This window comes from Virgibacillus kimchii (assembly GCF_055379185.1).
The window spans coordinates 1,116,149-1,137,217 of record NZ_AP043951.1 but is presented as its reverse complement, the minus strand read 5'-3'; the positions used below and the strand labels follow the sequence as shown (position 1 = coordinate 1,137,217).

The following is a 21,069-nucleotide window of genomic DNA, read 5'->3' as shown; positions in this document are numbered from 1 at the left end:
TTAAAGTTTAAAAAATTAAGAGGCACTAATCCACAGAAAGACTGACCTCATCGAGAATCCAGTTTATCCACAAGTGAATTTGTGCCTATCTACTGTCGAACTCGGGTTCGAGACTTTAAGGTATATCCCAGCCCTCTTTTTATATGTTATTATTTGGCTCATTTCACATTTACCTGCTATTATTGATAAGGTAAAATGCAGTAGTTATGCAGTAACATGATTGAAGCAGAACAATCAGAAGAACATCTTTCATTTTATGATGGAATATACAGTCGAATTTTAGTATAATAACCGTGATGAAAGGGGGCTCCGGCATGTCCAAAAGAAAAAAGAGGGGAAGTTTCAGGGACAACCTAATTGCCAGAAGTGAGGAAGCAAAGACAGTACGGAAAATTGTTGCTATTATCATTATATCTTTATTGGCTATTTTGGTAATCGGTGTTCTTTCCGGTTATTTGTATATATCATCGGCACTTGAACCCGTGGATCCGGACAGTGATGAAGAAATTACGGTTGAAATACCAATTGGGTCATCTTCGTCTACTATAGGGGAAATTTTAGAGGAAAATGGACTTATTAAAGATAGTCGCATATTTCGGTTTTATGCCACATTTAATAATACTACAGACTTTCAGGCAGGAGAATATACCTTTACCCCTGCAATGACAATGGAAGAGCTTACGGCTTCTCTTCAGACTGGAAGAGTAATTGCTGATCCCGTTCATACGGTAACCATACCTGAAGGAACGACAGTAGATGACATTGCTGAGATATACTCGGAACACCTGCATTTTTCAAAGGATGAATTCCTGGAAATGGTGAATGATCCTGAATATATTGAACAATTAATCGAATCGTATCCAACATTACTTTCCGAAGATATTTTGTCTGAAGATATACGAACACCACTGGAAGGGTATTTATTTGCTTCCACTTACAGTTTTTATGAACAGGAACCAACTATAGCTTTGGTTGTGGAAGAAATGTTAAATAAAACGGTTTCTGTTGTGGAAGACTATGTGGAAGAACTGGAAGAGAGCGATTTATCGGTACATGAAATTCTCACCTTTGCTTCATTGGTGGAAAACGAAGCAAGAACTGAGGAGCAGCGCATGAATATTGCAGGTGTTTTTTACAACAGGCTGGATGAAGGGATGCAATTGCAGACAGACCCAACTGTTCTCTATGCTTTGGGTGAGCATAGGGATCGTGTATTGTTTGAAGATCTGGAAGTGGAGTCACCTTATAATACTTATTATATTGAGGCGCTTCCGGTAGGTCCCATAAGTAATTTTGCCGAGAATTCCCTTCAGGCCACATTGGATCCGGAAGAATCGGAATACCTTTATTTTCTTCATGATGAAGAAGGGGAGATTCATTACGCTGAAACATTTGAAGAACATGGTGAAAATAGAGAGCTGTATATAGATTAAGAAAAGCTAAAAACAGGGAGTGTGAAATTATTTCACATTTCCTTTTTTAGCACTTGAAAATATAGGTTGCTGATTATTTTTGGGTCAAATCACCGTTGAAAGAATGAGGTTATAAAATGAAACAAGGTTTAGATGGGTATTTACGTTCCCTATTACCTAATGCAAAAGAATGGATAACAGAAATGGAGCTTACAGCCCAAAAAAACCATATACCCATTATGGACCCTGTAAGCATGCAGTTTGTAACACAATTAATTCAGATGCAAAAGCCAAAAACCATATTGGAAATAGGGACAGCAATCGGTTATTCGGCACTGCGTATGGCCGAAGCTTTCCACCATGCGAAAGTGACGACTATTGAAAGGGATATAAATCGATACTACCAAGCAAAGGAAAATGTAAAGAGACTGAATAAGGAAAATCAGATTGAATTGATTTATGGGGATGCAATGGAGGTATTGCCTTCTTTGCCGCCTGAATCCTTCGAAATGATATTTATTGATGCAGCCAAAGGAAAATATAAACATTTTTTTGAGCTCTCCCACCCATTGCTGAAATATAATGGCATCATCTTGTCAGATAATGTATTATTTAGAGGGTATGTTACGGATCCTGAAAACATAAAGCAGCCAAGGCATAGGAAAATGGTGAATAAGCTGCAGGAGTATAATCGATTTATTTCCGGACATTCCGAGTACAGCACTTCAATTATACCGATTGGTGATGGAGTAGCCATTAGCATGAAGGTCGAAGGGAGAAGTTAATTTTATGAAAGACAAACCAGTAGTAATTGGTGTGGCAGGCGGCAGCGGAAGTGGTAAAACTTCAGTTACCCAGTCCATTTGCAAACGCTTTGCAGAAAAGACCATTCTGGTTATTGAACAGGACTATTATTATAAAGACCAAAGCCATTTGCCTTACGAAGAAAGACTAAATACAAATTATGACCATCCTTTGGCTTTTGATAATGATTTACTTATTGAACATGTAAATAAATTGCTGAATAACGAGCAAATTGAAAAGCCGGTATATGACTACAAGATGCATACCCGTTCTGACGAAGTCATCTTAGTGGAGCCTAAGGAAGTAATTATAATCGAAGGCATTCTTATTCTGGAAGATCCAAGGCTGGTTGACTTGATGGATATTAAAGTGTTTGTGGATACAGATGCTGATCTCCGTATCATCCGGCGCTTACTGCGGGATATTAAAGAACGGGGCAGAACCCTTGATTCCGTTATTGAACAGTATATAAATAATGTACGTCCCTCTCATTTGCAATTTATTGAACCAACCAAGCGTTATGCAGATATTATTATTCCGGAGGGCGGACAAAATCATGTAGCCATCGATATTATGGCAACAAAAATTGAAACGATCTTATCCAGAAACAAACAAATGGATGGAAATCAATAGGAAATACAATAATTAAAAGAAATGTATTGAAAAAATACATGATTTCTGCCATAGTATTGATTAGTATATTTTAACAGTACAATAATAAATGAAAATAATACTGATTCATAATACATGGAAAGAAAGAAAAAGGAGTGTGCTGAATGGCAATAGAGAAAGAATATTACATGACACAAGAGGGAAAAGAGAAGTTGGAGAAAGAATTGCATTACTTGAAAACAGACAGACGTCAGGAAGTTGTTGAAAGAATAAAAGTTGCAAGGGATTTCGGGGATCTATCGGAAAACTCGGAGTATGATGCAGCGAAAGATGAACAGGCGTTTGTTGAAACAAGGATTGCCCAAGTGGAAAAAATGATACGTAACGCAGTTATTATAGAAAATAATAATGATAATCCAAATGTGGTTGCATTGGGTAAAACGGTAACATTTCAGGAGCTTCCTGATGGGGAGGAAGAGACCTATACAATAGTCGGCAGTGCGGAAGCCGATCCTTTTGAAGGTAAAATATCAAATGATTCTCCGATGGCCAAGAGCCTTATTGGCCAGGAAGTTGGTACAGAGGTGGCAGTGGCAACGCCAGGCGGAGACATGCAAGTGAAAATAATAAAAGTGGATTAAAGTGAAAGGGTCTGTACCTGCAGAGAAGGGAGGACCCTTTTTCCACATTTTCTGTTTTACACTGCTCGGCAAAACGGGAGATAACTAAATATACAGAGAAACCAGAAGCAGGGCTACCTGCTTCTTTTATCTTACACTATGGAAATGGACGAATATGTTATCATCGGTTTAAAGTTCGGAAATTAGAATAGCATATTTAAGTTTATATCAAATATGCTATTATAGTAGAATAGTGATAGGAGGGGATGAAGGATGAGTGATTTTGACAAGCATTCAAGGTTGAATAAATTTGAAAAGCGCAGGAAAAACACAAAGAATATTTCTATTCTGCTTGTTATAGGCAGTGTATTTCTTGTTGCACTCATTGGAATATGGATTTTTGGCGGCGGAAGTGAAGATGAAATGGCAGACACTTCAAATCCTTCCTCTGATAACGAATCAAATGAAGATGACAGTTTTGTGGTCATAGAAGATGATGAAGAAAACGGAGAGGGAACAGAAAGCGCAGAAGAAAATGAATCTGAAGAAAATGAGGAAAGAGAAGATGAAGACGAAGAAAGCCCTCCCTTGCAAGAGGATGTTGAAACAGAAGAAGCGGAACCTTCAGACGATAATGTGATTGAAGCATATACCGGTAATTGGCAGCCTATTGGCACAGAACAGGAAGGTCCTCATACTACCGATTACAGTAAAGACTCACAGGACTGGATTGAAATTCATGAAGCAGTCTTTTATGCAACAGGTTTAAATGAAGATGATATTACTACACATTGGGTGGGAAATGATGGCGAGCAAAAGGTTGTGGCTACCGTTTCCACAAGTGATCATTCCGAAATTTACCGTGTATTTTTATCATTTATTGAAGGGGAAGGCTGGCAGCCAACGAAAGTAGAAGTATTGGAAGAAGTTGATGTATGATGAAGATAGATCAGGATTGGAGGCTTGTTAAGTGACAATAGGTATTATTGGAGCAATGGATGAGGAAGTTGCAATATTACTTGATAACATGACAGAAAGAGAAGAACATACAGTGGCTAATTGTCTTTTTGTGAAAGGACGCATTCACGGAAAAAAAGTGGTGTTATTAAAATCCGGAATTGGAAAGGTCAATGCAGCAATGGCCACAACGATCATGCATGAACGGTTTAAGCCCGCCCAAGTAATAAATACCGGTTCGGCAGGTGGGTTTCATGACGATTTGGAGATTGGGGATATTGTAATCTCCACAGATGTCGTTCATCATGATGTAGATGCTACAGCATTCGATTATGAATACGGCCAGGTACCGGGAATGCCTTTATCCTATCAAGCAGACAGTAAATTGGTGGACAAAGTAATGTACGCCCTGGACAAGCTGGAACTCCCATATAAAAAAGGGTTGATTGCAACCGGAGATTCTTTTATGGATGATGAGCACCGAGTGCGATTTGTAAAGGAAAAGTTCAACGGATTAATTGCAGCTGAAATGGAAGCAAGTGCCATTGCTCAGGTTTGTTATCAGTACGGTATTCCGTTTGTTATTATTCGTGCACTTTCCGATATTGCAGGAAAGCGTTCCTCCGTATCATTTGATGCTTTTTTGGAAAAAGCAGCGAAAAATGCTTCAGATTTAATTTTGTCCATGCTAAAGGAAATATAACAACACCATTAATTTCCACTCATTCCAAGGAAGATTATATGTTATTCTTTCCTAAAGAGGAGGGGGAGAAGATGGGTTCCAAAAGAAAGCAGTTAATCCTTAAACAACAAGATTTCAGGCGTTTTATGGCTGTGCTGCTGATTATCGGCACTTATTTATATTTAGGTGCCATAACAGTTACTTATATCCAGCCGGAAAATGGAGGAACACCTTTATTTGTTCTATCCCTGCTTATTATTCTATCGGGGTTAGGCTATGGCTGCGCGTCATTAAAGATAAAAATTCAATTGGAAAATGAGCACAACTGAATGTGCTCATTTTTTTTGAAGGATTAATGAGAAAAAGTATTCTTGCTCACTTTCTTTCTTTTCGGTAATATTCATGGAATACTTTCATTAAAGCTCTCTTTTCAATCCGGGAGACATAGCTTCTGGAGATGTTCAGCATTTTAGCAATTTCTCTCTGTGTCATTTCTTTGGAATCGTTTAAACCGTATCGATGCACGACAACTTCCCGTTCGCGCTTATCTAGAACTGTAAAGTAATCTTGCATCTTTTTTATTTCCATGTTCAATTGAATGTATTCAATAATATTTTCATTTTCAGCTTCCAATATATCAATCAAGCTAATTTCATTTCCCTCTTTATCCTGACCAATGGGATCATGAAGTGAAACATCTTTTTTCACTTTTTTTAATGCTCTCAGATGCATAAGAATCTCATTTTCAATACATCTGGCTGCATATGTTGCAAGCTTTGTTCCTTTGTCCAGGGAAAAGCTCTCAACCCCTTTGATCAGTCCGATTGTACCTATGGAAATTAAATCTTCCACGTCCTCGCCGGTATTCTCAAACTTTTTCACAATATGGGCCACAAGTCTTAAATTATGTTCTATCAGTTTGTTTCTGGCTGTCTCACTTCCATCCTGCATCTCTTTAATATACTTCATTTCTTCTTCGGGCGGAAGTGGTTGGGGAAATGCATGGTTTTTTACATAGGAAACAAAAAAGAGTGTTTCTTTGATCAGAAGAGCAAGAACACTTAAGATTCCGGACAAACAGTACACCTCCTAAATAGAGCTGGGCTTTAGCCTATACATAAATGTATGTGGGCTTTGGAGGTTTTGTGTCTGTCCGATTCTTCTTTATCAAAATTTAAAATTAAAAGCTTGGGGTACTATCCTGATACTTTTGCTGGCATTGCTCCATAGCAATGGCCAAATCGCTATGTGGCTGCTTTTTGTCTTGAATAATCTGATAATCTTCGCGTCCTTTTCCGGCAAACACAATAATATCACCGGGTTCACTTATTTCAATGGCATGGCTGATTGCTTCCTTCCTGTCCGGAATCAATGCATAGTTATGATGCAGCATGCCTTGTTCCATCTCTCTGAGAATTACTTCCGTATCTTCATTTCTTGGGTCATTAATCGTCAGAATAACGATATCAGCAGAAGAGGCCTTTTCGGCTATAAAGGGACGTTTATAGGCGTCCCTGTTTCCACCAGTACCGACCACATAAATAAGCCTGTTCTGTTTAAACGGCAGCACGGTGGATATGGATTTTTCAATGGCATCAGGTGTATGGGCATAATCCACATACATGGTTACTGGTGCTTGTATCGTTATTTTTTCCATCCGTCCCTGAATAGGACCAATTTCTTTAAGTATATTCACTAATTTTGATACTGAAACTCCCTTCGCGTATAATGAAGCGATGGTAGCAAGTGCATTATACACATTAAATTCACCGAGCAATCTCATTTCGGCTTGAAACACGCCTTCAGGAGAATGGAGTGAAAAATAAGTCCTGTCCTTATAATACCGTATATTGGATGCATGAAAGTTGGCTTCTGCATAGACAGCGTAAGTAATTACTTCGGCGGAAGTTACGTTCCGATAAAAATCTGACCAGGGATCGTCTTGGTTTAAAACAGCAAATTTAGGTTTTTTCATGGCATTCCCAAGCTGTGAAAATAAAAGGGATTTAACATAACCATATTGTTCCATCGTTTCATGGTAATCAAGATGATCATGTGTCAGATTGGTAAATGTAACAATATCAAAATCTATCCCCCATAGTCTGCCTTCTGATAAGCCCTGGGAGGACACTTCCATTACTACATCCTCTATATTACTTTTCACAACCTGATGGAGCAATTGCTGGTTTGTCAATGCATCGGAGGTTGTATTCTTGCTCGGAAAACATTCATTGCCGATCTCAAGTCCATTTGTGCCGGATAAAGCTGCGGGATTGCCCAATTTTTCAAGTGTAGCCTTGATTAAACTGGTTACTGTCGTTTTTCCGTTTGTACCAGTCACCCCAAAGATATTCATTTTTGTTGACGGGTATCTGTAAAATTTATTCGCGAGAATAGAGAGTGCTTTTTTGGAATCCGGGACAATGATAAGTGAAGCTTTTTTAAAATCTATGGGAATTTTTCTTTCAGCTATAATCACGGTTGCCCCTTTGCTGACAGCTTCACTGCAATAATTATGCCCATCCACCGTGTAGCCATGAATACAAACAAATAAGGTACCAAATCCGACTTTACGGGAATCTTGTTGAATATCGTTAATTTTTTCAGGCAGTTTACCGTAAGTTCTTCTAATTCTTAAGCTGGATAGTAGATCTTGAGTATTCATTGGTTGGGATCCCTCGTTTTGCTTATTGTTAATGTTAACTTGTCCAATAAATGACGAAATATAATCATATATAACCTGTTTTTGCTTTCTGTAAACCTAAAATTAATAAATAAAAAACAAAAAACGAATTTTAGAATAAAATTCGTTTTTAATGATTTGTTCCTTCACTTTTTGTTTCTATATATTTTTTTAAATCATCTTCCGTGCTTTTATTCCATAGCTTTATGCCGAAGCGATAAGCTGAACGACCAATCATAAGACTTGCTACCGGGGCAGTCAGGAAAACAAAAAAGATTGCCAGCAAAAGTTTTGGAACAAATATACCGTCAAAAAGGAAAAACAAAAAAGCTGCTGTCATGATGAAAATAACACCAAGAGTAGATATTTTGGCTGCCGAATGGATACGGCTGTAAACATCGGGCAGACGAAGAATACCTATGCCGCTAATGATGGATAAGATACCACCAAGAAGAAGGAATATACTTACTATCACCTCAATCAGGGTCAAAAATAACACCTCTTTCGATGAATTTGGATAATGCGATAGTTCCTATAAATGCAAGAATACTGATAATCAAAGCAACTTCAGAATAAGCAATAGTTTGCTGAGCAATCATAATTGTACCGATAATTCCAATGAGCTGCATCCCAATCGCATCCAACGCCAGGATGCGATCGGGAATGGAAGGACCAATAAGTGCCCGTATGGAACAAAGAATAATGTTAACGGCAAGCATGATAAGTACAATATTAAGGATGGTCTCAAACATTATTCGGTCACCTCCAAAATCGCATTTTCAAAGGATTCATGTATTCCCCGAATTGTTTCTTCTCTGGATTTAATATCTATGGCATGCACAAAAATGACTTTGCTGTCATCTGAAAAATCCATGGATAATGTACCGGGGGTCAAAGAAATAAGGGCAGCAAATAATGTGACTTCCATGTCTGTATCCAATTTTGTAGGAATAGCAATGATGCCGGGCTTAATGTCCATTTTTGGCTTCAGGATTATTTTTATCATATCAATATTGGCAAGTATAAGCTCCCGAAAGAAAATAAAAGTGAGTTTGAAGAAAGCCCATACTCTTTTGAAGTAGAAATCAAATACAAGAAACCGGCGCAGGGCAAATAGGACGACAATCCCAATAATATAGCCGATTAGAAAAGTAATAACACTATAATTGTTTTGTAAAAGCATCCATATAAAAGCCATTAAAATATTGATCAAAATTTGAAAAGCCATAGATAACTACTCCTTTAAAACAGAATCAATATAGTAGGATGGGTCCATTATTTGTTCTGCTGCCAGTAATGAATAAGAAAAAATGGGCTCTGCTGCCAAACCAAGTATGATCGTTAAAGCAACTAATGGTATGACAGGCAATAATAATTTCCCAATTGGATATTTTGCCTGTTCGTCTGTATGCTTTTGTTTTCCCCAAAAAGCATAGCTGAAAATTTTCATCATGGAAAACAGGGTTAATAGACCGACGAGCAGGGCAACTCCCCCAATCACGTATTGCTCTTCCTGAAAACTGGACAATATAATGGGGAATTTACTGAAAAATCCGCTTAACGGCGGGATGCCTGCCAGAGATAGTGCTGAAATAAAGAACATCCAGGCAAGCCATGGGTGAGTTTTCAGCAAACCTCCCATTTGCTTTAAGTCATTCGTTCCCGTTATTTTCTGTGTCGCACCGGCAAACAGGAACAATGCTGATTTTACAATTATATGATGGACGATATAATAAATAGCTCCTGCTACCGCCAGGGTAGTATACACACCCAGTCCCATCACCATATAACCGACCTGACTGATAATGTGGTAGGAAAGGATTCGTTTGAAATCAAACTGTGAAACGGCCCCAAGAACGCCCAACAGCATGGTGAACCCTGCAATGGCAGTGATAATACCTTTATGGGTAAAGCCGGAATCGTGATAAAAAATTAAGGTGAATGTACGGATAATCGCGTACACACCAACTTTTGTCAATAGCCCCCCAAACAATGCCGCAATCGCAGCCGGCGGGCCATAATAAGAACGCGGCAACCAGAAATACAACGGGAACAATGCTCCCTTAATTGCAAAGACGATAAAGAACAGTACAGCAATGACATTTAATGCGCCAGCCTGTTCCAATTCATCCACACGCTCCGAAAGGTGAGCCATATTGACAGTTCCCGTAATGGAATAAATATAGGCAATCGCCACCAAAAACAACATGGAGGAAAACACATTAATAATCACATATTTAAAAGATTCCCTGAGCTGGTACTTGGTACCGCCATGTACAATCAATACGTAGGAAGCAATAAGCATAACTTCAAAAAATACAAACAGGTTAAACAGGTCGCCTGTTAAAAACGCGCCATTTACCCCGGTCAATAGAAAGAAGTAGAAAGGGTAAAAATAAAACCTTTCCCTTTTAGGGTGAATGGTCTGAAAGGCGAAAAACAGACATACAACGCCTACAATGGCAGAGAGCATAAGCATGATGGTGGCAAAAACGTCTGCAACCAGAACAATTCCAAAGGGGGCCGGCCAATCCCCAAGTTCTATAACAGCTATTCCGTGTTGGTATACATAAATGGCCAGATATATGGCTGACCCCAGTATACTAAAGGCGGCAACACTACTTATTATACGCTGTGCTTTATGTTTTTTTGAGATTAAAATTAACAGTGCTCCAACAAAAAATGGTATTAATACCGGAAGCAAAATAATATTATTCATCTTTTGATCCCCTCAATTGGTCTAAATCGTCTGTCTTATGTACTTTAAACGTACGATAAGCTAATACAAGTAAAAATGAAGTCACTCCAAAACTGATTACGATCGCTGTCAGCACCAGCGCCTGGGGAAGCGGATCCGTATAGGCTTCCGCTTCCAGTCCCAATAATGGGGGCCCGCCTCTTTGCAGTCCCGCCATGGTGATAAGGAGCAGGTGGGCGCCGTGTGAAATCAGCATCGTACCGATAACAACACGCAGCAGGCTTTTCATTAATAGCATATACGTACCAACAGTAAAGAGGACACCGACGATGATGGATATCAGTATTTCCATTAATTATCATCCTCCGCAATTGTTAATATAATAGTCAGTGCCGCACCTACAACGGCCAGATAGACACCTAAATCAAACGGGAGGGCTGTTGTCAATTCCACCTCACCGAGCAAAGGTATCTGGAAGTAATCAAAAAATTGTGTCAGGAACGGAAAGCCTAATAACATGGAAACTATACCTGTTACGAGAGCTATAATCAGTCCCCAGGCAATCATATTTAAAAAGTTTATCGGTAAAGATTTTTTTAATGTTTTCATATCAAATGCGAGATACATTAACACAAAAGCGCTGGCAGTCATCAGTCCGCCAATGAATCCTCCGCCTGGATTGTTATGTCCTGCGAAAAACAAGTAAATGGAGAAGGCCAGGATAATAAAGGAGACGATGCGTACTAATGTATGCAGCATAACATTATTCGTTTTTATTTGTTTCACACGTCTTCCCTCCCGTTAAATCGAAGTTTAACTAAGGACACAACACCAAGTGCTGCCACACCTAGAACCACAACTTCCAAAATGGTATCAAGGCCACGGAAGTCAACAAGTATCACGTTAACCATGTTATATCCACCTGCCAAAGCAACCGAGTTTTCAATGAAATACTCTGAAATGGTATCAAATCCTGCTTCATGTCCCATAGCAAAAGAACTTAAAGCAATAACAGTTACAATCACACCAACACTAAGGGAAATGACAAGATTAACCAGGTTAAATCGCAGCTTAAATGGCTCTTTCTTGAGCTTAGGCATGTGAAAAAATACGAGCATGAATAATACTACTGTTACACTTTCAACCAGTAACTGTGTCAAAGCCAGATCAGGTGCACGGAACTGAACGAAAAAGAGTGACAATAGAAAGCCCAGTACCCCTACAACAATAATTGCCGTTAAACGATTGTTTATAAACGGGATGGCTAATGTAGACAATATAAACAAAATCGACAGCGCCCACATATACGGACTGATTTCCGATGCGTTTGCCGTATCTATGGCAAAAATATTATCCCGGAACATCGTATAGCCAACCAGTAAAATAATAAATACATACATGTAAACAAAATAATCTCTTAATAAACCAGTCATTTGTATCCTTGTAATGGCTTGTGACCCTTTGATGAGTCCATTGTTACCGTAATCGTATAAATTGTTAAAAGGGTCTCTTTCATTTAAGTAGAAAGCAGATTGCGACCACTTTTTCATAGACATGTAAAGCAGCGTTCCAATAGCCACCACAACCATAGTCATAAATAATTCAGTATTAAATCCATGCCAAAGTGTCAATTCAATATCAATAGGTTCTGTAATATTCGGCAATATAGAAGTAATTACCGGATGAATAATGTTATAGGACAGGATATTTGGAAACAGACCAAAAATGATAACCAAAGCCCCAAGTATAGCAGGACTGATCAGCATGCCCCATGGTGCTTCGTGCACATTCACATCATAATTTTCCGGTTTAAACTTTCCTGTAAAAGTTTTAAATAGAAAAATCGCACAATAAAGAAAGGTAAAGATACTTGCTATTACTGCCACCACAGGGAAGATGAATCCCCAAGTACTTAAATCAAGCATTTCATAGTCCATGACATTTAACGTACCTGTAAAGAATAACTCTTTACTGATAAATCCGTTAAAAGGCGGCAATCCTGCCATGGACAAGAGCCCGATCAGTGAAATTGTAAAAGTAATCGGCATTACAGTCATCAGACCGCCAAGCTTTCGAATATCCCTGGTTCCCGTCTCATGATCAACAATACCCGCTGTCATAAACAGGCTTCCTTTAAAGGTTGCATGGTTAATTAAATGAAATACTGCAGCAAGTATTGCTGTATAATAAATTGCGTCCGGTACCCCATCAAAGTAAACAGCAGCCGAACCTACTCCAAGCAGGGATATAATTAAGCCGAGCTGACTGATGGTAGAGAAGGCCAGTATTGCCTTTAAATCCTTTTGTCTGACGGCAGAAATCGATCCCCAAAGCAGGGTGAAAAGACCAGCTAGGGAAACAATCCAGAACCATTCCATGGATCCGCCAAACACAGGTGTTAAGCGAGCTATTAAGTAAATTCCTGCTTTAACCATCGTCGCCGAATGCAAATAAGCACTGACTGGAGTCGGAGCTTCCATGGCATCAGGCAGCCAGATGTGAAATGGGAACTGTGCAGACTTCGTAAATGCGCCAAGCAGGATTAAAATCATAGCAGGCAAAAACAAAGCACTTGTTGTTACAAGCTCGACATTTGCAATAATTTCACGGATGCTGAAGGAACCGGCCATCACGTAAATTAAGGAAAATCCCCCCAACATGGAGAGTCCCCCGAAAACCGTAATATACATGGATTTCAGTGCACCCAATATCGATTTCTCCCGCTGAAACCAATAGCTGATCAATAGGGAAGAAGAAACACTGGTAACTTCCCAGAATACATACAAAACAATTAGGTTATCTGTCATGACTACACCAAGCATGGCGCCCATGAACATTAACATATAAACGTAGAACTGATTTAACTTCTCACTCTTTTTGGATAAATAATAAATGGAATATAATACTACCAATGTCCCTATACCTGTGATCAAAAGAGCAAACAGCATACTCAATCCGTCCAAATAAACATCAAAATTGATGCCAAGCGAAGGTACCCATGGCATGGTATGAAGAAGCACATTACCATTTGATATCTCCGGTAAATGGGAGATGAGATAAATGAACAATACGAATGGAAGGGGTAAAACAAACCAACCAGTATGTATTCGTTTTGTATACGTATAAATAATCGGAATTAAGATTGCCAATATAAAGGGCGACAGGACTACCCAATGTAAAGCAGTCAAATAAACTACCTCCTTACTAAATGCGTCATTCATTGATATAACTTGTTTTAAGCAGAAACTTAGTGATTAGTATAACGTATTTTTATTCACCTTGCATGGATAAACGCCGGGGATTTTTTTTAAGTATATTGCCCTTTAAATAAGAAGAAACAAGGTAAAATCGATAAAAAATTTAATATTTATCGCTGATTTTATATTCCATATTTCCCTTATGTGAAGCAATACGTTAAAAGATATACTCCCCATACGGTCAAAAAAAATGTACCTTTACAAAATCAGGTATTTTGTAAAGGTACATTTATGAATATGATACTACGTTTTCGTTGATTCCTTTATTTTATGCGATAAACGTCTTCTATGAATTTCTTCTTCAATTAATAAAAGGAAGTCAGGGCTTAATTTTAATTCATTTGCAGTAAAATAAGATTCGAGAAGTAACTCATCCGACAAATGCTCCATCCTCCAGCCCTCCTGCGCAAAATAGATTAGTAATAATTTAACATGGAATCCCTCTCTGGACAAGGTTTGGGTTATCTACAACCATCTGTAGATAACTTGTGAGCAACCTGATTTACATTCAATTCTTGGCTGTTATAGCCTTGTTTTCGGTGTGAATAAAGTTATCCACAACGCGGAAAATGAAGGTATTTGTCGAACGATTATAGTGATTTTTGTGCTAATTTGCACCATTATTGATTATACTATTTATTTTCTGTCGAACAGGAAAGGTGATATTGAGAAAACTTCGATAGCCAACATAAGATTTAAGATACTGTTTTCTGATTAAACAACTTTAATAAAGAAAAATTGATTATAAGGACAGTCTGAAATTTATCTCTTTCACTTTATATTACTAGAAAGTTGGTATACGATAGGGTTATAATTAAAAATCGGTATTTGCTTTGCAGTCGAATTAATTGAAGTCTGAGGTGTCCAATTTGTTAAAATCTTTTTTGCCAAATGAACATGTGAAGAGTATTTTTGAAATTCAGCCAGAAGCATTAAAGAAAAAAGGGATAAAAGGAATTATCACTGATTTGGATAATACACTCGTTGCCTGGGATGTGAAGGATGCAACCCCGGAAGTGATAAAATGGTTTGAATTAATGAAGAATCATGATATAAAAATCACCATTATTTCAAACAATAAACAAGATCGTGTAAGGATCTTCTCTGAACCGCTTGCTACACCATTTGTCTACAGTGCCAGAAAACCATTGAGCCGGGCATTTAAAACGGCAGCAAAGGAAATGGAACTGAAAAAGGAAGAGGTTGTTGTCATCGGTGACCAAATCTTAACGGATGTGCTTGGGGGCAACTATGCAGGTTTTTATACTATACTTGTCGTGCCGATTGTAAAAACTGACGGTAAAATAACCCGAATTAATCGTCAAATAGAAAGAAGGATATTAAATTACATGCGACGTAAAGGTAAAATCAGCTGGGAGGAATAGGAATGGAAGAAACAGCATGTCAGGGGTGTGGAGCTTCTCTTCAATCTAACGATCCAAAAGGCCTTGGTTATATACCCGCCCCATCCCTTGAAAAGGACAACCCATTATGCAAGCGTTGTTTTCGTTTGAAACATTATAATGAAATACAGGATGTGGACATGAACGATCATGACTTTTTGCAAATGGTCAGTACCATCAGAAATACAAAAAGCCTGGTTGTACATTTGATTGATATATTTGATATTAACGGTACATTGCTTAAGAGCCTGCCGAGGATTGTCGGGGATAACCCAATTATTCTGGTTGGTAATAAAATGGATATATTGCCCAAGTCCACAAACGAAAGAAAACTTACTCAGTGGTTGAGAAGTTCTGCGAAAGACGCGGGGTTAAAAGTAGCAGATGTTCTCTTAATATCTTCCGAAAAAGGGCATGGTTTTGAGCAACTCGAAGAAACAATCGAGAAACTAAGAAGAAAGAGGGACGTATATATCGTAGGAGCAACAAACGTGGGGAAATCCACATTTATCAACCGGCTTATTAAACAGTCAACCGGCTACAGCGATGTCATTACCACTTCATATTTTCCCGGCACAACGCTCGGTTTCATAGAAATACCTTTAGATGATCATGCATCTTTAATTGATACACCAGGCATCATTAACAAAACGCAAATGGCACATTATGTGTCTGCAAGGGATTTAAAAGTGATTACGCCCAATAAAGAAATTAAACCGAGGACTTATCAATTAAATAGTGGACAAACTCTCTTCTTTGGAGGACTCGCCAGACTGGACTTCCTTAAAGGGGAAAAACAGTCGTGTGTTTGTTATTTTTCCAATGAACTGGAAATCCATCGGACGAAGCTGGAAAAAGCGGATGAGCTGTATAAGAATCACGCAGGAAAATTATTGAGCCCGCCTGATCAAGCATCTATGGAGCGATTGCCTCCTTTTCTGGAAAGCACGTTCCACATAAGAGAAGGGAAAACAGATATTGTATTTCCAGGACTGGGCTGGGTAAGTATTGAAGGATCAAATACAGCCGTTGCCGCCCATAGCCCAAAGGGAGTTACAGTTACAAAGAGAAAAGCTTTAATTTAAGGGGGAGAAGGATGTACTACCAATTTGCGTTAATTGGTTATCCAATTAAACATTCATTATCACCATGGATCCACAATAATTTTTTAAATAGAGCCGGACTTCGGGGAGAATATAAAATTCATGAAATTGAACCAGACACATCCTTCGAGGATGAAATAGAAAAATTGAAAACAAAGGAGCTGCACGGTTTTAATGTGACCGTGCCTTACAAGCAAAAAATTTTACCACTGCTTGATCACGTGGATTCACTCGCGCAAAACATGGGGGCTGTAAACACGGTAGTAAATGATAACGGAATCTGGACAGGCTACAATACGGATGGGGTAGGTTACGTGCGTTCCCTGGAAAGCAAATTTCCCGAATTGTTCAGTAAAAAAGCAGGAAGAATACTTATTATCGGCGGAGGGGGAGCGGCAAGGGGCATTTATGTATCCTTAAGCAAGGAAGGTTTTTGTCACATTGATATTGCTAACCGGACTGAAGAAAGTGCCCGGCTGATTTCGGAAAAAAGAAAGGAACAAACAGAAACAAATATCTTATCGCTTGCAGAAGCAGAACAGCTTGCAGGTGATTATGATCTTATTATACAAACAACATCAGTTGGTATGAAACCGGCCGAAAATACATCCATTATTTCCTTGCACCATGTAACAGAAACTGCCATTGCAAGTGACATTATTTACCAGCCGATAAACACACGGTTTCTGCAACAGGCAAAACAAGCGGGTGCTTCCGTACACTATGGGCATACAATGCTTTTATACCAGGCCCAGTATGCTTTTGAACTGTGGACCGGCGAGAAAGTACCGATGAATGGATTGGATAAGGAATTAATGGAAGAACTGAAAGGAAGATAATATGTTAACCGGTAAACAGAAAAGGTTTTTAAGAAAACAGGCCCATCAATTAAAACCGATCTTTCAGGTCGGTAAAGATGGGGTGAATGATCAAATGCTGAAACAAATCAATGAAGCACTGGAACGCAGGGAATTGATAAAAGTAAGCATACTACAAAACAATTTGGATGATAAAGATGAAGTTGCCAATGAAGTTGCAAATGGCACGGAGGCGGAATTGGTGCAGGTAATAGGCAATAATTTTGTCCTTTATAAAGAATCAGAAGAACATAAACAAATACAGTTACCATAAAAAGGGTGGGTGTTATGAAGCGTACTGGAATTCTAGGTGGTACTTTTGACCCGCCCCACCTCGGTCACTTAATTATAGCCGAGGAAGTCCGTCAGAAAATGGAGCTGGATGACGTGTGGTTTATGCCATCTTATACGCCTCCCCATAAAGACGGGGCAAAAGCCAGTCCGAAAGACCGGATAAAGATGGTGGAATTAGCCACTGACTCCAATCCATACTTTAAGGTGAATACCATTGAATTTGAACGGACGGGTCATTCCTATACCTATGATACGATGAAATTATTAAAAGAAAATTACCCGTCACAGGATTTTTACTTTATAATAGGAGCGGATATGGTGGAATATCTGCCAAAGTGGCATAAAATAGAAGCGCTCATCAAGCTGATTGATTTCGTCGGTGTTAAAAGGCCGGGATATAAGCTGGATTCTATTTATCCCATCATTGACATCGACATCCCCATGGTTGAAATATCTTCCACTTTATTGAGACAACGTTTGCAAAGAAGGGAATCCATAGCTTATCTAACACCTGATAAGGTTTACAGCTATATTGAGGAGAAGCGATTATATGCAAAAGGAAAAGGCCATTGAAAAAGTAAGGGAGCAATTGACAAAGGAACGGTTTGAACATACGTTAAGAGTTGCAGAAACAGGAGTCCATCTTGCGGAATTATATGGTGTTTCGACAAAAAAAACAGAACTTGCAGCTATTTTTCATGATTATGCAAAATACCGGCCGGCGGAAGAAATGGCAAGGTGGATTAAAACTACGAAGACATTGCCAAAGGATTTATTGAATTATCATCATGAACTCTGGCACGGACCGGTCGGTGCGGTTTTAGTCGAGCGGGAATGTGGAATAACAGATAAAGAAGTTCTGGCAGGCATCCATTATCACACAACTGGAAGAGCCGGGATGAGCAAACTAGAAATGATCATATTCTTAGCTGATTATATTGAGCCAAAAAGAAGTTTTCCGGGTGTAGAAGAAGTAAGGGAGCAGGCTCAGTCAGATTTGGTTCATGCCTGCTGGCTGGCACTTCGAAATACGTGCATGTTTCTGGTGAAGAAGAAAGCCACTGTTTATCCGGATACTTTTTATGCATATAATGACTTAACGAAAAGTGTATGGAGGTAATATATAGATGGAGAAAGAAAAAATATTACAGCTTGCCGCAGACGCTTGTGATGGAAAAAAAGCGGAAGACGTGATGGCATTAAATATGAATGAAGTGTCTCTTGTTGCGGATTATTTCCTGATTTGCCATGGAAATACCGAGCGCCAGGTACAGGCTATTGCGCGAGGTGTAAAAGAAACAATGGAAGAAAATGATATTCAAGTAAATCGGATGGAAGGCTTTGAACAGGCCAGATGGGTTCTTGTCGATATAGGTGACATTGTCTGTCATATTTTCCATAAAGATGAACGCCGTTATTATAATCTGGAACGTTTATGGGGAGATGCGGACCAGGTGGCTTTAACGCTGAGTGGGGAATAGGAATGGCATACAGGCAAATGGCTGGAGTGTATGATGCCTTGATGACAAATGCACCCTATAATAAATGGCTGGAGTTTACAAAGCAAATGATTCATAAAAACGGAAAGTCTGTTCACACGATTGTTGATCTGGGCTGCGGAACCGGGGAAATTGCGCTGCGGCTGGCGGAGGAAAACTACCGGGTTATTGGAGTGGATGTTTCTTCGGAAATGCTTACGCTGGCTGCACATAAGGCAAATGAGAAAAATCTCCCTGTACATTGGATTCATCAGGATATGCGTGAGCTCGACGGTTTCAGGGATATGGATCTGGTGATCAGTTATTGTGACTCAATGAACTATATGACAACGGTGGAAGATGTAAGATCCGTCTTTGAGCGGGTGGCTTCTTCCTTAAAACGGGACGGGCTGTTTATATTTGACGTGCATTCTCTGCATCATATGGAGTACCAGTTAAAAAACCGGACTTTTGCAGATGTAACAGAAGATGCGTCCTATATTTGGTTTTGCTCGGCAGGGGAACACCCTGGGGAAGCATATCATGAGCTGACATTTTTTTCTTTAGAAAATGATAAATATATACGGTTTGATGAACTGCATCATCAACGAACTTTTTCTGTGGATGTGTATAAAGATTTATTGGTTCATGCCGGCTTTAAGAATATAAAAGTATATGGTGATTTTTCCTTTCATGATGCAACGGTTAATGAAGATACGGAAAGACTCTTCTTTACAGCGGAAAAATAACTCCGGGGATAAATAATTCTTCCCGGGTTATTTTTTTGGAGGATTTTCAGGAACCATGTCGAATATATTATTACATAGCTATTTTTTTTATCTTTCTCTTCACCGCAATTAACTTCATTTTATGAACAACAATTCACCTCCAGGTTATTCCATTATTTCGGTTTTATAAAAGGGGCTGTCCAAATTGAATGAGTTGCTGAAGAAAAGCTTATTTGTTGTGGCTGCCATTATTGCCATAGGATTATTTTTATTATTTACAAGAGGTGATGATGGAGCAGAGCTTTATAAGGTCGAACATTTACAGAATGATGAGGTTTTATCTGAGGCAGACGCAGAAATGAAGGTAGATGATTCCTTATCGGAAATGCAAGTAATGGTGGACGTAAAGGGGCAGGTAAAAAATCCTGACGTATATGAGGTGCCTGCGGATTCAAGAGTAAACGATGTGATTTTAAAAGCAGGCGGATTTACGGAGGATGCTGATGAGACACAGGTGAATTTAGCTCAGAAGGTGCAGGATGAAATGATCATTATGATACCGAGCACAGGAGAAAATGAAGAAACAGCCAAAGTCTTAAATGGAGCGGTTCATAAAGGAAAGGTACGTATTAATTTCGCCGACCCGGCTGAAATTGAAACCCTCAGCGGAATAGGACCTGCCAAAGCTGAAGCGATCATCCAATACAGGGAAGATAATGGGCCGTTTCAAACAGCTGAGGATTTGCTGAACATATCAGGAATCGGGAAGAAAACACTTGAAAATATGATTGACAATATAATCATACCTTAGCAGTTTGACGTATAGTACCCGGAATCGTAAACTTAATGAATAGCTTGCTTTTGGAAATAATTGAGCTTAAAAAATACAAGGGGAGAATTAACAGATGGAAAGAATATCATGGGATCAATATTTTATGGCGCAAAGCCATTTACTGGCACTGCGCAGCACATGTACGAGATTAATGGTAGGAGCTACGATCGTCAGGGAAAAACGGATTATTGCTGGCGGATATAACGGAAGTGTATCAGGGAGTGTTCATTGTATTGATGAAGGCTGTTATGTTGTGGATGGTCACTGTGTGCGGACAGTTCATGCGGAAGCCAACGCGTTGTTGCAATGTGCGAAATTTGGTGTCCCTACAGAGAATGCAGATATTTATATCACTCATTTTCCCTGTCTGCAATGCAGCAAACAGCTGATTCAGGCAGGTATTAAGACTGTCTACTATCAGGAAGATTACCGGAACAATGAATTTGCTATACAGCTATTTAAAGAAGCCGGAGTGGAAACGAAAAAAGTAGAGCTGGATTATTTGGCAGTGGATACAAATTATCAGCAGAAAAAGAATTATGTAGATGAGCTGTTGCAAAAGCTTGAACCTGTGATTGATGATAAAGATGAAATTGAAAAATTAAAGCAGCAGGCGGAAAAACTGTTTCCTGCGGGCCAATAGGATATG

General features: G+C 39.0%; 27 protein-coding genes. 17 read left to right on the top strand and 10 right to left on the bottom strand.

The features are described from left to right. Nucleotides 1–314 precede the first annotated feature (314 nt). The 7 genes from mltG (at nt 315) to ACZ42C_RS05765 (ending at nt 5,416) form a co-directional block, all read left to right on the top strand. Nucleotides 315–1,433 carry an endolytic transglycosylase MltG gene (mltG, locus tag ACZ42C_RS05795; RefSeq protein ID WP_461181357.1) on the top strand — a complete coding sequence of 373 codons (1,119 nt, stop codon included), beginning with the start codon at nt 315–317 and terminating at the stop codon, nt 1,431–1,433. A gap of 116 nt (nt 1,434–1,549) precedes the next feature. Beyond that, nucleotides 1,550–2,197 (top strand): O-methyltransferase, encoded by a 648-nt coding sequence (locus ACZ42C_RS05790; RefSeq protein ID WP_461181358.1) that lies wholly within the window; start codon nt 1,550–1,552, stop codon nt 2,195–2,197. Between the two features lie 4 nt (nt 2,198–2,201). After that, on the top strand, nt 2,202–2,849 hold the full coding sequence (gene udk / locus ACZ42C_RS05785; RefSeq protein WP_461181359.1) for a uridine kinase: 648 nt from the start codon (nt 2,202–2,204) through the stop codon (nt 2,847–2,849). 143 nt (nt 2,850–2,992) lie between these two features. Beyond that, a complete protein-coding gene (greA, locus tag ACZ42C_RS05780; protein WP_461181360.1) occupies nt 2,993–3,469 on the top strand; it encodes a transcription elongation factor GreA in 477 nt (158 codons plus the stop codon). A 252-nt stretch (nt 3,470–3,721) separates the two neighbouring features. Beyond that, entirely contained in the window at nt 3,722–4,387 is a 666-nt protein-coding gene (locus ACZ42C_RS05775; RefSeq protein WP_461181361.1) for a YrrS family protein, read from the top strand. A gap of 31 nt (nt 4,388–4,418) precedes the next feature. Beyond that, on the top strand, nt 4,419–5,108 hold the full coding sequence (gene mtnN, locus ACZ42C_RS05770; protein WP_461181362.1) for a 5'-methylthioadenosine/S-adenosylhomocysteine nucleosidase: 690 nt from the start codon (nt 4,419–4,421) through the stop codon (nt 5,106–5,108). A gap of 71 nt (nt 5,109–5,179) precedes the next feature. Further along, nucleotides 5,180–5,416 carry a YrhC family protein gene (locus ACZ42C_RS05765; protein WP_461181363.1) on the top strand — a complete coding sequence of 79 codons (237 nt, stop codon included), beginning with the start codon at nt 5,180–5,182 and terminating at the stop codon, nt 5,414–5,416. 46 nt (nt 5,417–5,462) lie between these two features. Here ACZ42C_RS05765 and sigK read toward each other — a convergent pair whose 3' ends face one another. The 10 genes from sigK to sda form a co-directional block, all read right to left on the bottom strand. Next, a complete protein-coding gene (gene sigK, locus ACZ42C_RS05760) occupies nt 5,463–6,164 on the bottom strand; it encodes an RNA polymerase sporulation sigma factor SigK (RefSeq protein WP_461181364.1) in 702 nt (233 codons plus the stop codon). A 103-nt stretch (nt 6,165–6,267) separates the two neighbouring features. Next, on the bottom strand, nt 6,268–7,752 hold the full coding sequence (locus ACZ42C_RS05755) for a UDP-N-acetylmuramoyl-L-alanyl-D-glutamate--2,6-diaminopimelate ligase (protein ID WP_461181365.1): 1,485 nt from the start codon (nt 7,750–7,752) through the stop codon (nt 6,268–6,270). A 148-nt stretch (nt 7,753–7,900) separates the two neighbouring features. Next, complete coding sequence (gene mnhG / locus ACZ42C_RS05750; RefSeq protein ID WP_461181366.1) at nt 7,901–8,260, bottom strand: monovalent cation/H(+) antiporter subunit G; 360 nt, start codon at nt 8,258–8,260, stop codon at nt 7,901–7,903. Further along, nucleotides 8,247–8,522: a Na(+)/H(+) antiporter subunit F1 gene (locus tag ACZ42C_RS05745; protein ID WP_461181367.1), complete on the bottom strand. Its 276-nt coding sequence runs from the start codon at nt 8,520–8,522 to the stop codon at nt 8,247–8,249. Before ACZ42C_RS05745 ends, mnhG begins: the two co-directional genes overlap by 14 nt. After that, nucleotides 8,522–8,998, bottom strand: a complete 477-nt coding sequence (locus tag ACZ42C_RS05740; RefSeq protein WP_461181368.1) for a Na+/H+ antiporter subunit E — start codon at nt 8,996–8,998, stop codon at nt 8,522–8,524. Before ACZ42C_RS05740 ends, ACZ42C_RS05745 begins: the two co-directional genes overlap by 1 nt. A gap of 6 nt (nt 8,999–9,004) precedes the next feature. After that, nucleotides 9,005–10,489, bottom strand: coding sequence for a Na+/H+ antiporter subunit D (locus ACZ42C_RS05735; protein WP_461181369.1), 1,485 nt, complete (start codon nt 10,487–10,489; stop codon nt 9,005–9,007). Further along, nucleotides 10,482–10,820: a Na(+)/H(+) antiporter subunit C gene (locus tag ACZ42C_RS05730; RefSeq protein ID WP_461181370.1), complete on the bottom strand. Its 339-nt coding sequence runs from the start codon at nt 10,818–10,820 to the stop codon at nt 10,482–10,484. The genes ACZ42C_RS05735 and ACZ42C_RS05730 overlap by 8 nt, the downstream gene beginning before the upstream one ends. Further along, the gene (locus ACZ42C_RS05725; RefSeq protein ID WP_461181371.1) at nt 10,820–11,254 is read right to left on the bottom strand and encodes a Na(+)/H(+) antiporter subunit B; all 435 of its coding nucleotides are present in this window, start codon (nt 11,252–11,254) and stop codon (nt 10,820–10,822) included. Before ACZ42C_RS05725 ends, ACZ42C_RS05730 begins: the two co-directional genes overlap by 1 nt. Further along, the gene (locus ACZ42C_RS05720; RefSeq protein ID WP_461181372.1) at nt 11,251–13,656 is read right to left on the bottom strand and encodes a Na+/H+ antiporter subunit A; all 2,406 of its coding nucleotides are present in this window, start codon (nt 13,654–13,656) and stop codon (nt 11,251–11,253) included. The genes ACZ42C_RS05725 and ACZ42C_RS05720 overlap by 4 nt, the downstream gene beginning before the upstream one ends. A 312-nt stretch (nt 13,657–13,968) precedes the next feature. After that, nucleotides 13,969–14,115, bottom strand: coding sequence for a sporulation histidine kinase inhibitor Sda (sda, locus tag ACZ42C_RS05715; RefSeq protein WP_461181373.1), 147 nt, complete (start codon nt 14,113–14,115; stop codon nt 13,969–13,971). A 479-nt stretch (nt 14,116–14,594) separates the two neighbouring features. Here sda and ACZ42C_RS05710 point away from each other — a divergent pair, with 479 nt between their 5' ends. The 10 genes from ACZ42C_RS05710 (at nt 14,595) to ACZ42C_RS05665 (ending at nt 21,063) form a co-directional block, all read left to right on the top strand. Then, a complete protein-coding gene (locus ACZ42C_RS05710) occupies nt 14,595–15,110 on the top strand; it encodes a YqeG family HAD IIIA-type phosphatase (RefSeq protein WP_461181374.1) in 516 nt (171 codons plus the stop codon). A gap of 2 nt (nt 15,111–15,112) precedes the next feature. Continuing rightward, the gene (gene yqeH, locus ACZ42C_RS05705) at nt 15,113–16,213 is read left to right on the top strand and encodes a ribosome biogenesis GTPase YqeH (RefSeq protein WP_461181375.1); all 1,101 of its coding nucleotides are present in this window, start codon (nt 15,113–15,115) and stop codon (nt 16,211–16,213) included. A gap of 11 nt (nt 16,214–16,224) precedes the next feature. Beyond that, on the top strand, nt 16,225–17,070 hold the full coding sequence (aroE, locus tag ACZ42C_RS05700; RefSeq protein ID WP_461181376.1) for a shikimate dehydrogenase: 846 nt from the start codon (nt 16,225–16,227) through the stop codon (nt 17,068–17,070). Nucleotide 17,071: 1 nt separating this feature from the next. Beyond that, entirely contained in the window at nt 17,072–17,362 is a 291-nt protein-coding gene (gene yhbY / locus ACZ42C_RS05695) for a ribosome assembly RNA-binding protein YhbY (RefSeq protein ID WP_461181377.1), read from the top strand. A gap of 14 nt (nt 17,363–17,376) precedes the next feature. Next, nucleotides 17,377–17,955 (top strand): nicotinate-nucleotide adenylyltransferase, encoded by a 579-nt coding sequence (locus tag ACZ42C_RS05690; RefSeq protein ID WP_461181378.1) that lies wholly within the window; start codon nt 17,377–17,379, stop codon nt 17,953–17,955. Then, nucleotides 17,933–18,502, top strand: a complete 570-nt coding sequence (yqeK, locus tag ACZ42C_RS05685) for a bis(5'-nucleosyl)-tetraphosphatase (symmetrical) YqeK (RefSeq protein ID WP_461181379.1) — start codon at nt 17,933–17,935, stop codon at nt 18,500–18,502. Before ACZ42C_RS05690 ends, yqeK begins: the two co-directional genes overlap by 23 nt. A gap of 7 nt (nt 18,503–18,509) precedes the next feature. Then, complete coding sequence (gene rsfS, locus ACZ42C_RS05680) at nt 18,510–18,863, top strand: ribosome silencing factor (protein WP_461181380.1); 354 nt, start codon at nt 18,510–18,512, stop codon at nt 18,861–18,863. 2 nt (nt 18,864–18,865) lie between these two features. Continuing rightward, entirely contained in the window at nt 18,866–19,609 is a 744-nt protein-coding gene (locus tag ACZ42C_RS05675; RefSeq protein ID WP_461181381.1) for a class I SAM-dependent DNA methyltransferase, read from the top strand. A 184-nt stretch (nt 19,610–19,793) separates the two neighbouring features. Next, nucleotides 19,794–20,399, top strand: a complete 606-nt coding sequence (locus tag ACZ42C_RS05670) for a helix-hairpin-helix domain-containing protein (RefSeq protein ID WP_461181382.1) — start codon at nt 19,794–19,796, stop codon at nt 20,397–20,399. 94 nt (nt 20,400–20,493) lie between these two features. Beyond that, nucleotides 20,494–21,063, top strand: coding sequence for a ComE operon protein 2 (locus ACZ42C_RS05665; protein ID WP_461181383.1), 570 nt, complete (start codon nt 20,494–20,496; stop codon nt 21,061–21,063). The last annotated feature ends 6 nt before the right edge of the window (nt 21,064–21,069 follow it).

Coding starts and splice junctions, on each gene's coding strand:
- yhbY (WP_461181377.1), top strand. CDS start 17,072: ATGTTAACCGGTAAACAGAAAAGGTTTTTAAGAAAACAGGCCCATCAA.
- aroE (WP_461181376.1), top strand. CDS start 16,225: ATGTACTACCAATTTGCGTTAATTGGTTATCCAATTAAACATTCATTA.
- sda (WP_461181373.1), bottom strand. CDS start 14,115: ATGGAGCATTTGTCGGATGAGTTACTTCTCGAATCTTATTTTACTGCA.
- greA (WP_461181360.1), top strand. CDS start 2,993: ATGGCAATAGAGAAAGAATATTACATGACACAAGAGGGAAAAGAGAAG.
- ACZ42C_RS05740 (WP_461181368.1), bottom strand. CDS start 8,998: ATGGCTTTTCAAATTTTGATCAATATTTTAATGGCTTTTATATGGATG.
- ACZ42C_RS05735 (WP_461181369.1), bottom strand. CDS start 10,489: ATGAATAATATTATTTTGCTTCCGGTATTAATACCATTTTTTGTTGGA.
- ACZ42C_RS05690 (WP_461181378.1), top strand. CDS start 17,377: ATGAAGCGTACTGGAATTCTAGGTGGTACTTTTGACCCGCCCCACCTC.
- ACZ42C_RS05665 (WP_461181383.1), top strand. CDS start 20,494: ATGGAAAGAATATCATGGGATCAATATTTTATGGCGCAAAGCCATTTA.
- mltG (WP_461181357.1), top strand. CDS start 315: ATGTCCAAAAGAAAAAAGAGGGGAAGTTTCAGGGACAACCTAATTGCC.
- ACZ42C_RS05765 (WP_461181363.1), top strand. CDS start 5,180: ATGGGTTCCAAAAGAAAGCAGTTAATCCTTAAACAACAAGATTTCAGG.
- ACZ42C_RS05755 (WP_461181365.1), bottom strand. CDS start 7,752: ATGAATACTCAAGATCTACTATCCAGCTTAAGAATTAGAAGAACTTAC.
- yqeH (WP_461181375.1), top strand. CDS start 15,113: ATGGAAGAAACAGCATGTCAGGGGTGTGGAGCTTCTCTTCAATCTAAC.
- yqeK (WP_461181379.1), top strand. CDS start 17,933: ATGCAAAAGGAAAAGGCCATTGAAAAAGTAAGGGAGCAATTGACAAAG.
- rsfS (WP_461181380.1), top strand. CDS start 18,510: ATGGAGAAAGAAAAAATATTACAGCTTGCCGCAGACGCTTGTGATGGA.
- udk (WP_461181359.1), top strand. CDS start 2,202: ATGAAAGACAAACCAGTAGTAATTGGTGTGGCAGGCGGCAGCGGAAGT.
- ACZ42C_RS05730 (WP_461181370.1), bottom strand. CDS start 10,820: ATGGAAATACTGATATCCATCATCGTCGGTGTCCTCTTTACTGTTGGT.
- ACZ42C_RS05790 (WP_461181358.1), top strand. CDS start 1,550: ATGAAACAAGGTTTAGATGGGTATTTACGTTCCCTATTACCTAATGCA.
- ACZ42C_RS05745 (WP_461181367.1), bottom strand. CDS start 8,522: ATGTTTGAGACCATCCTTAATATTGTACTTATCATGCTTGCCGTTAAC.
- ACZ42C_RS05775 (WP_461181361.1), top strand. CDS start 3,722: ATGAGTGATTTTGACAAGCATTCAAGGTTGAATAAATTTGAAAAGCGC.
- ACZ42C_RS05675 (WP_461181381.1), top strand. CDS start 18,866: ATGGCATACAGGCAAATGGCTGGAGTGTATGATGCCTTGATGACAAAT.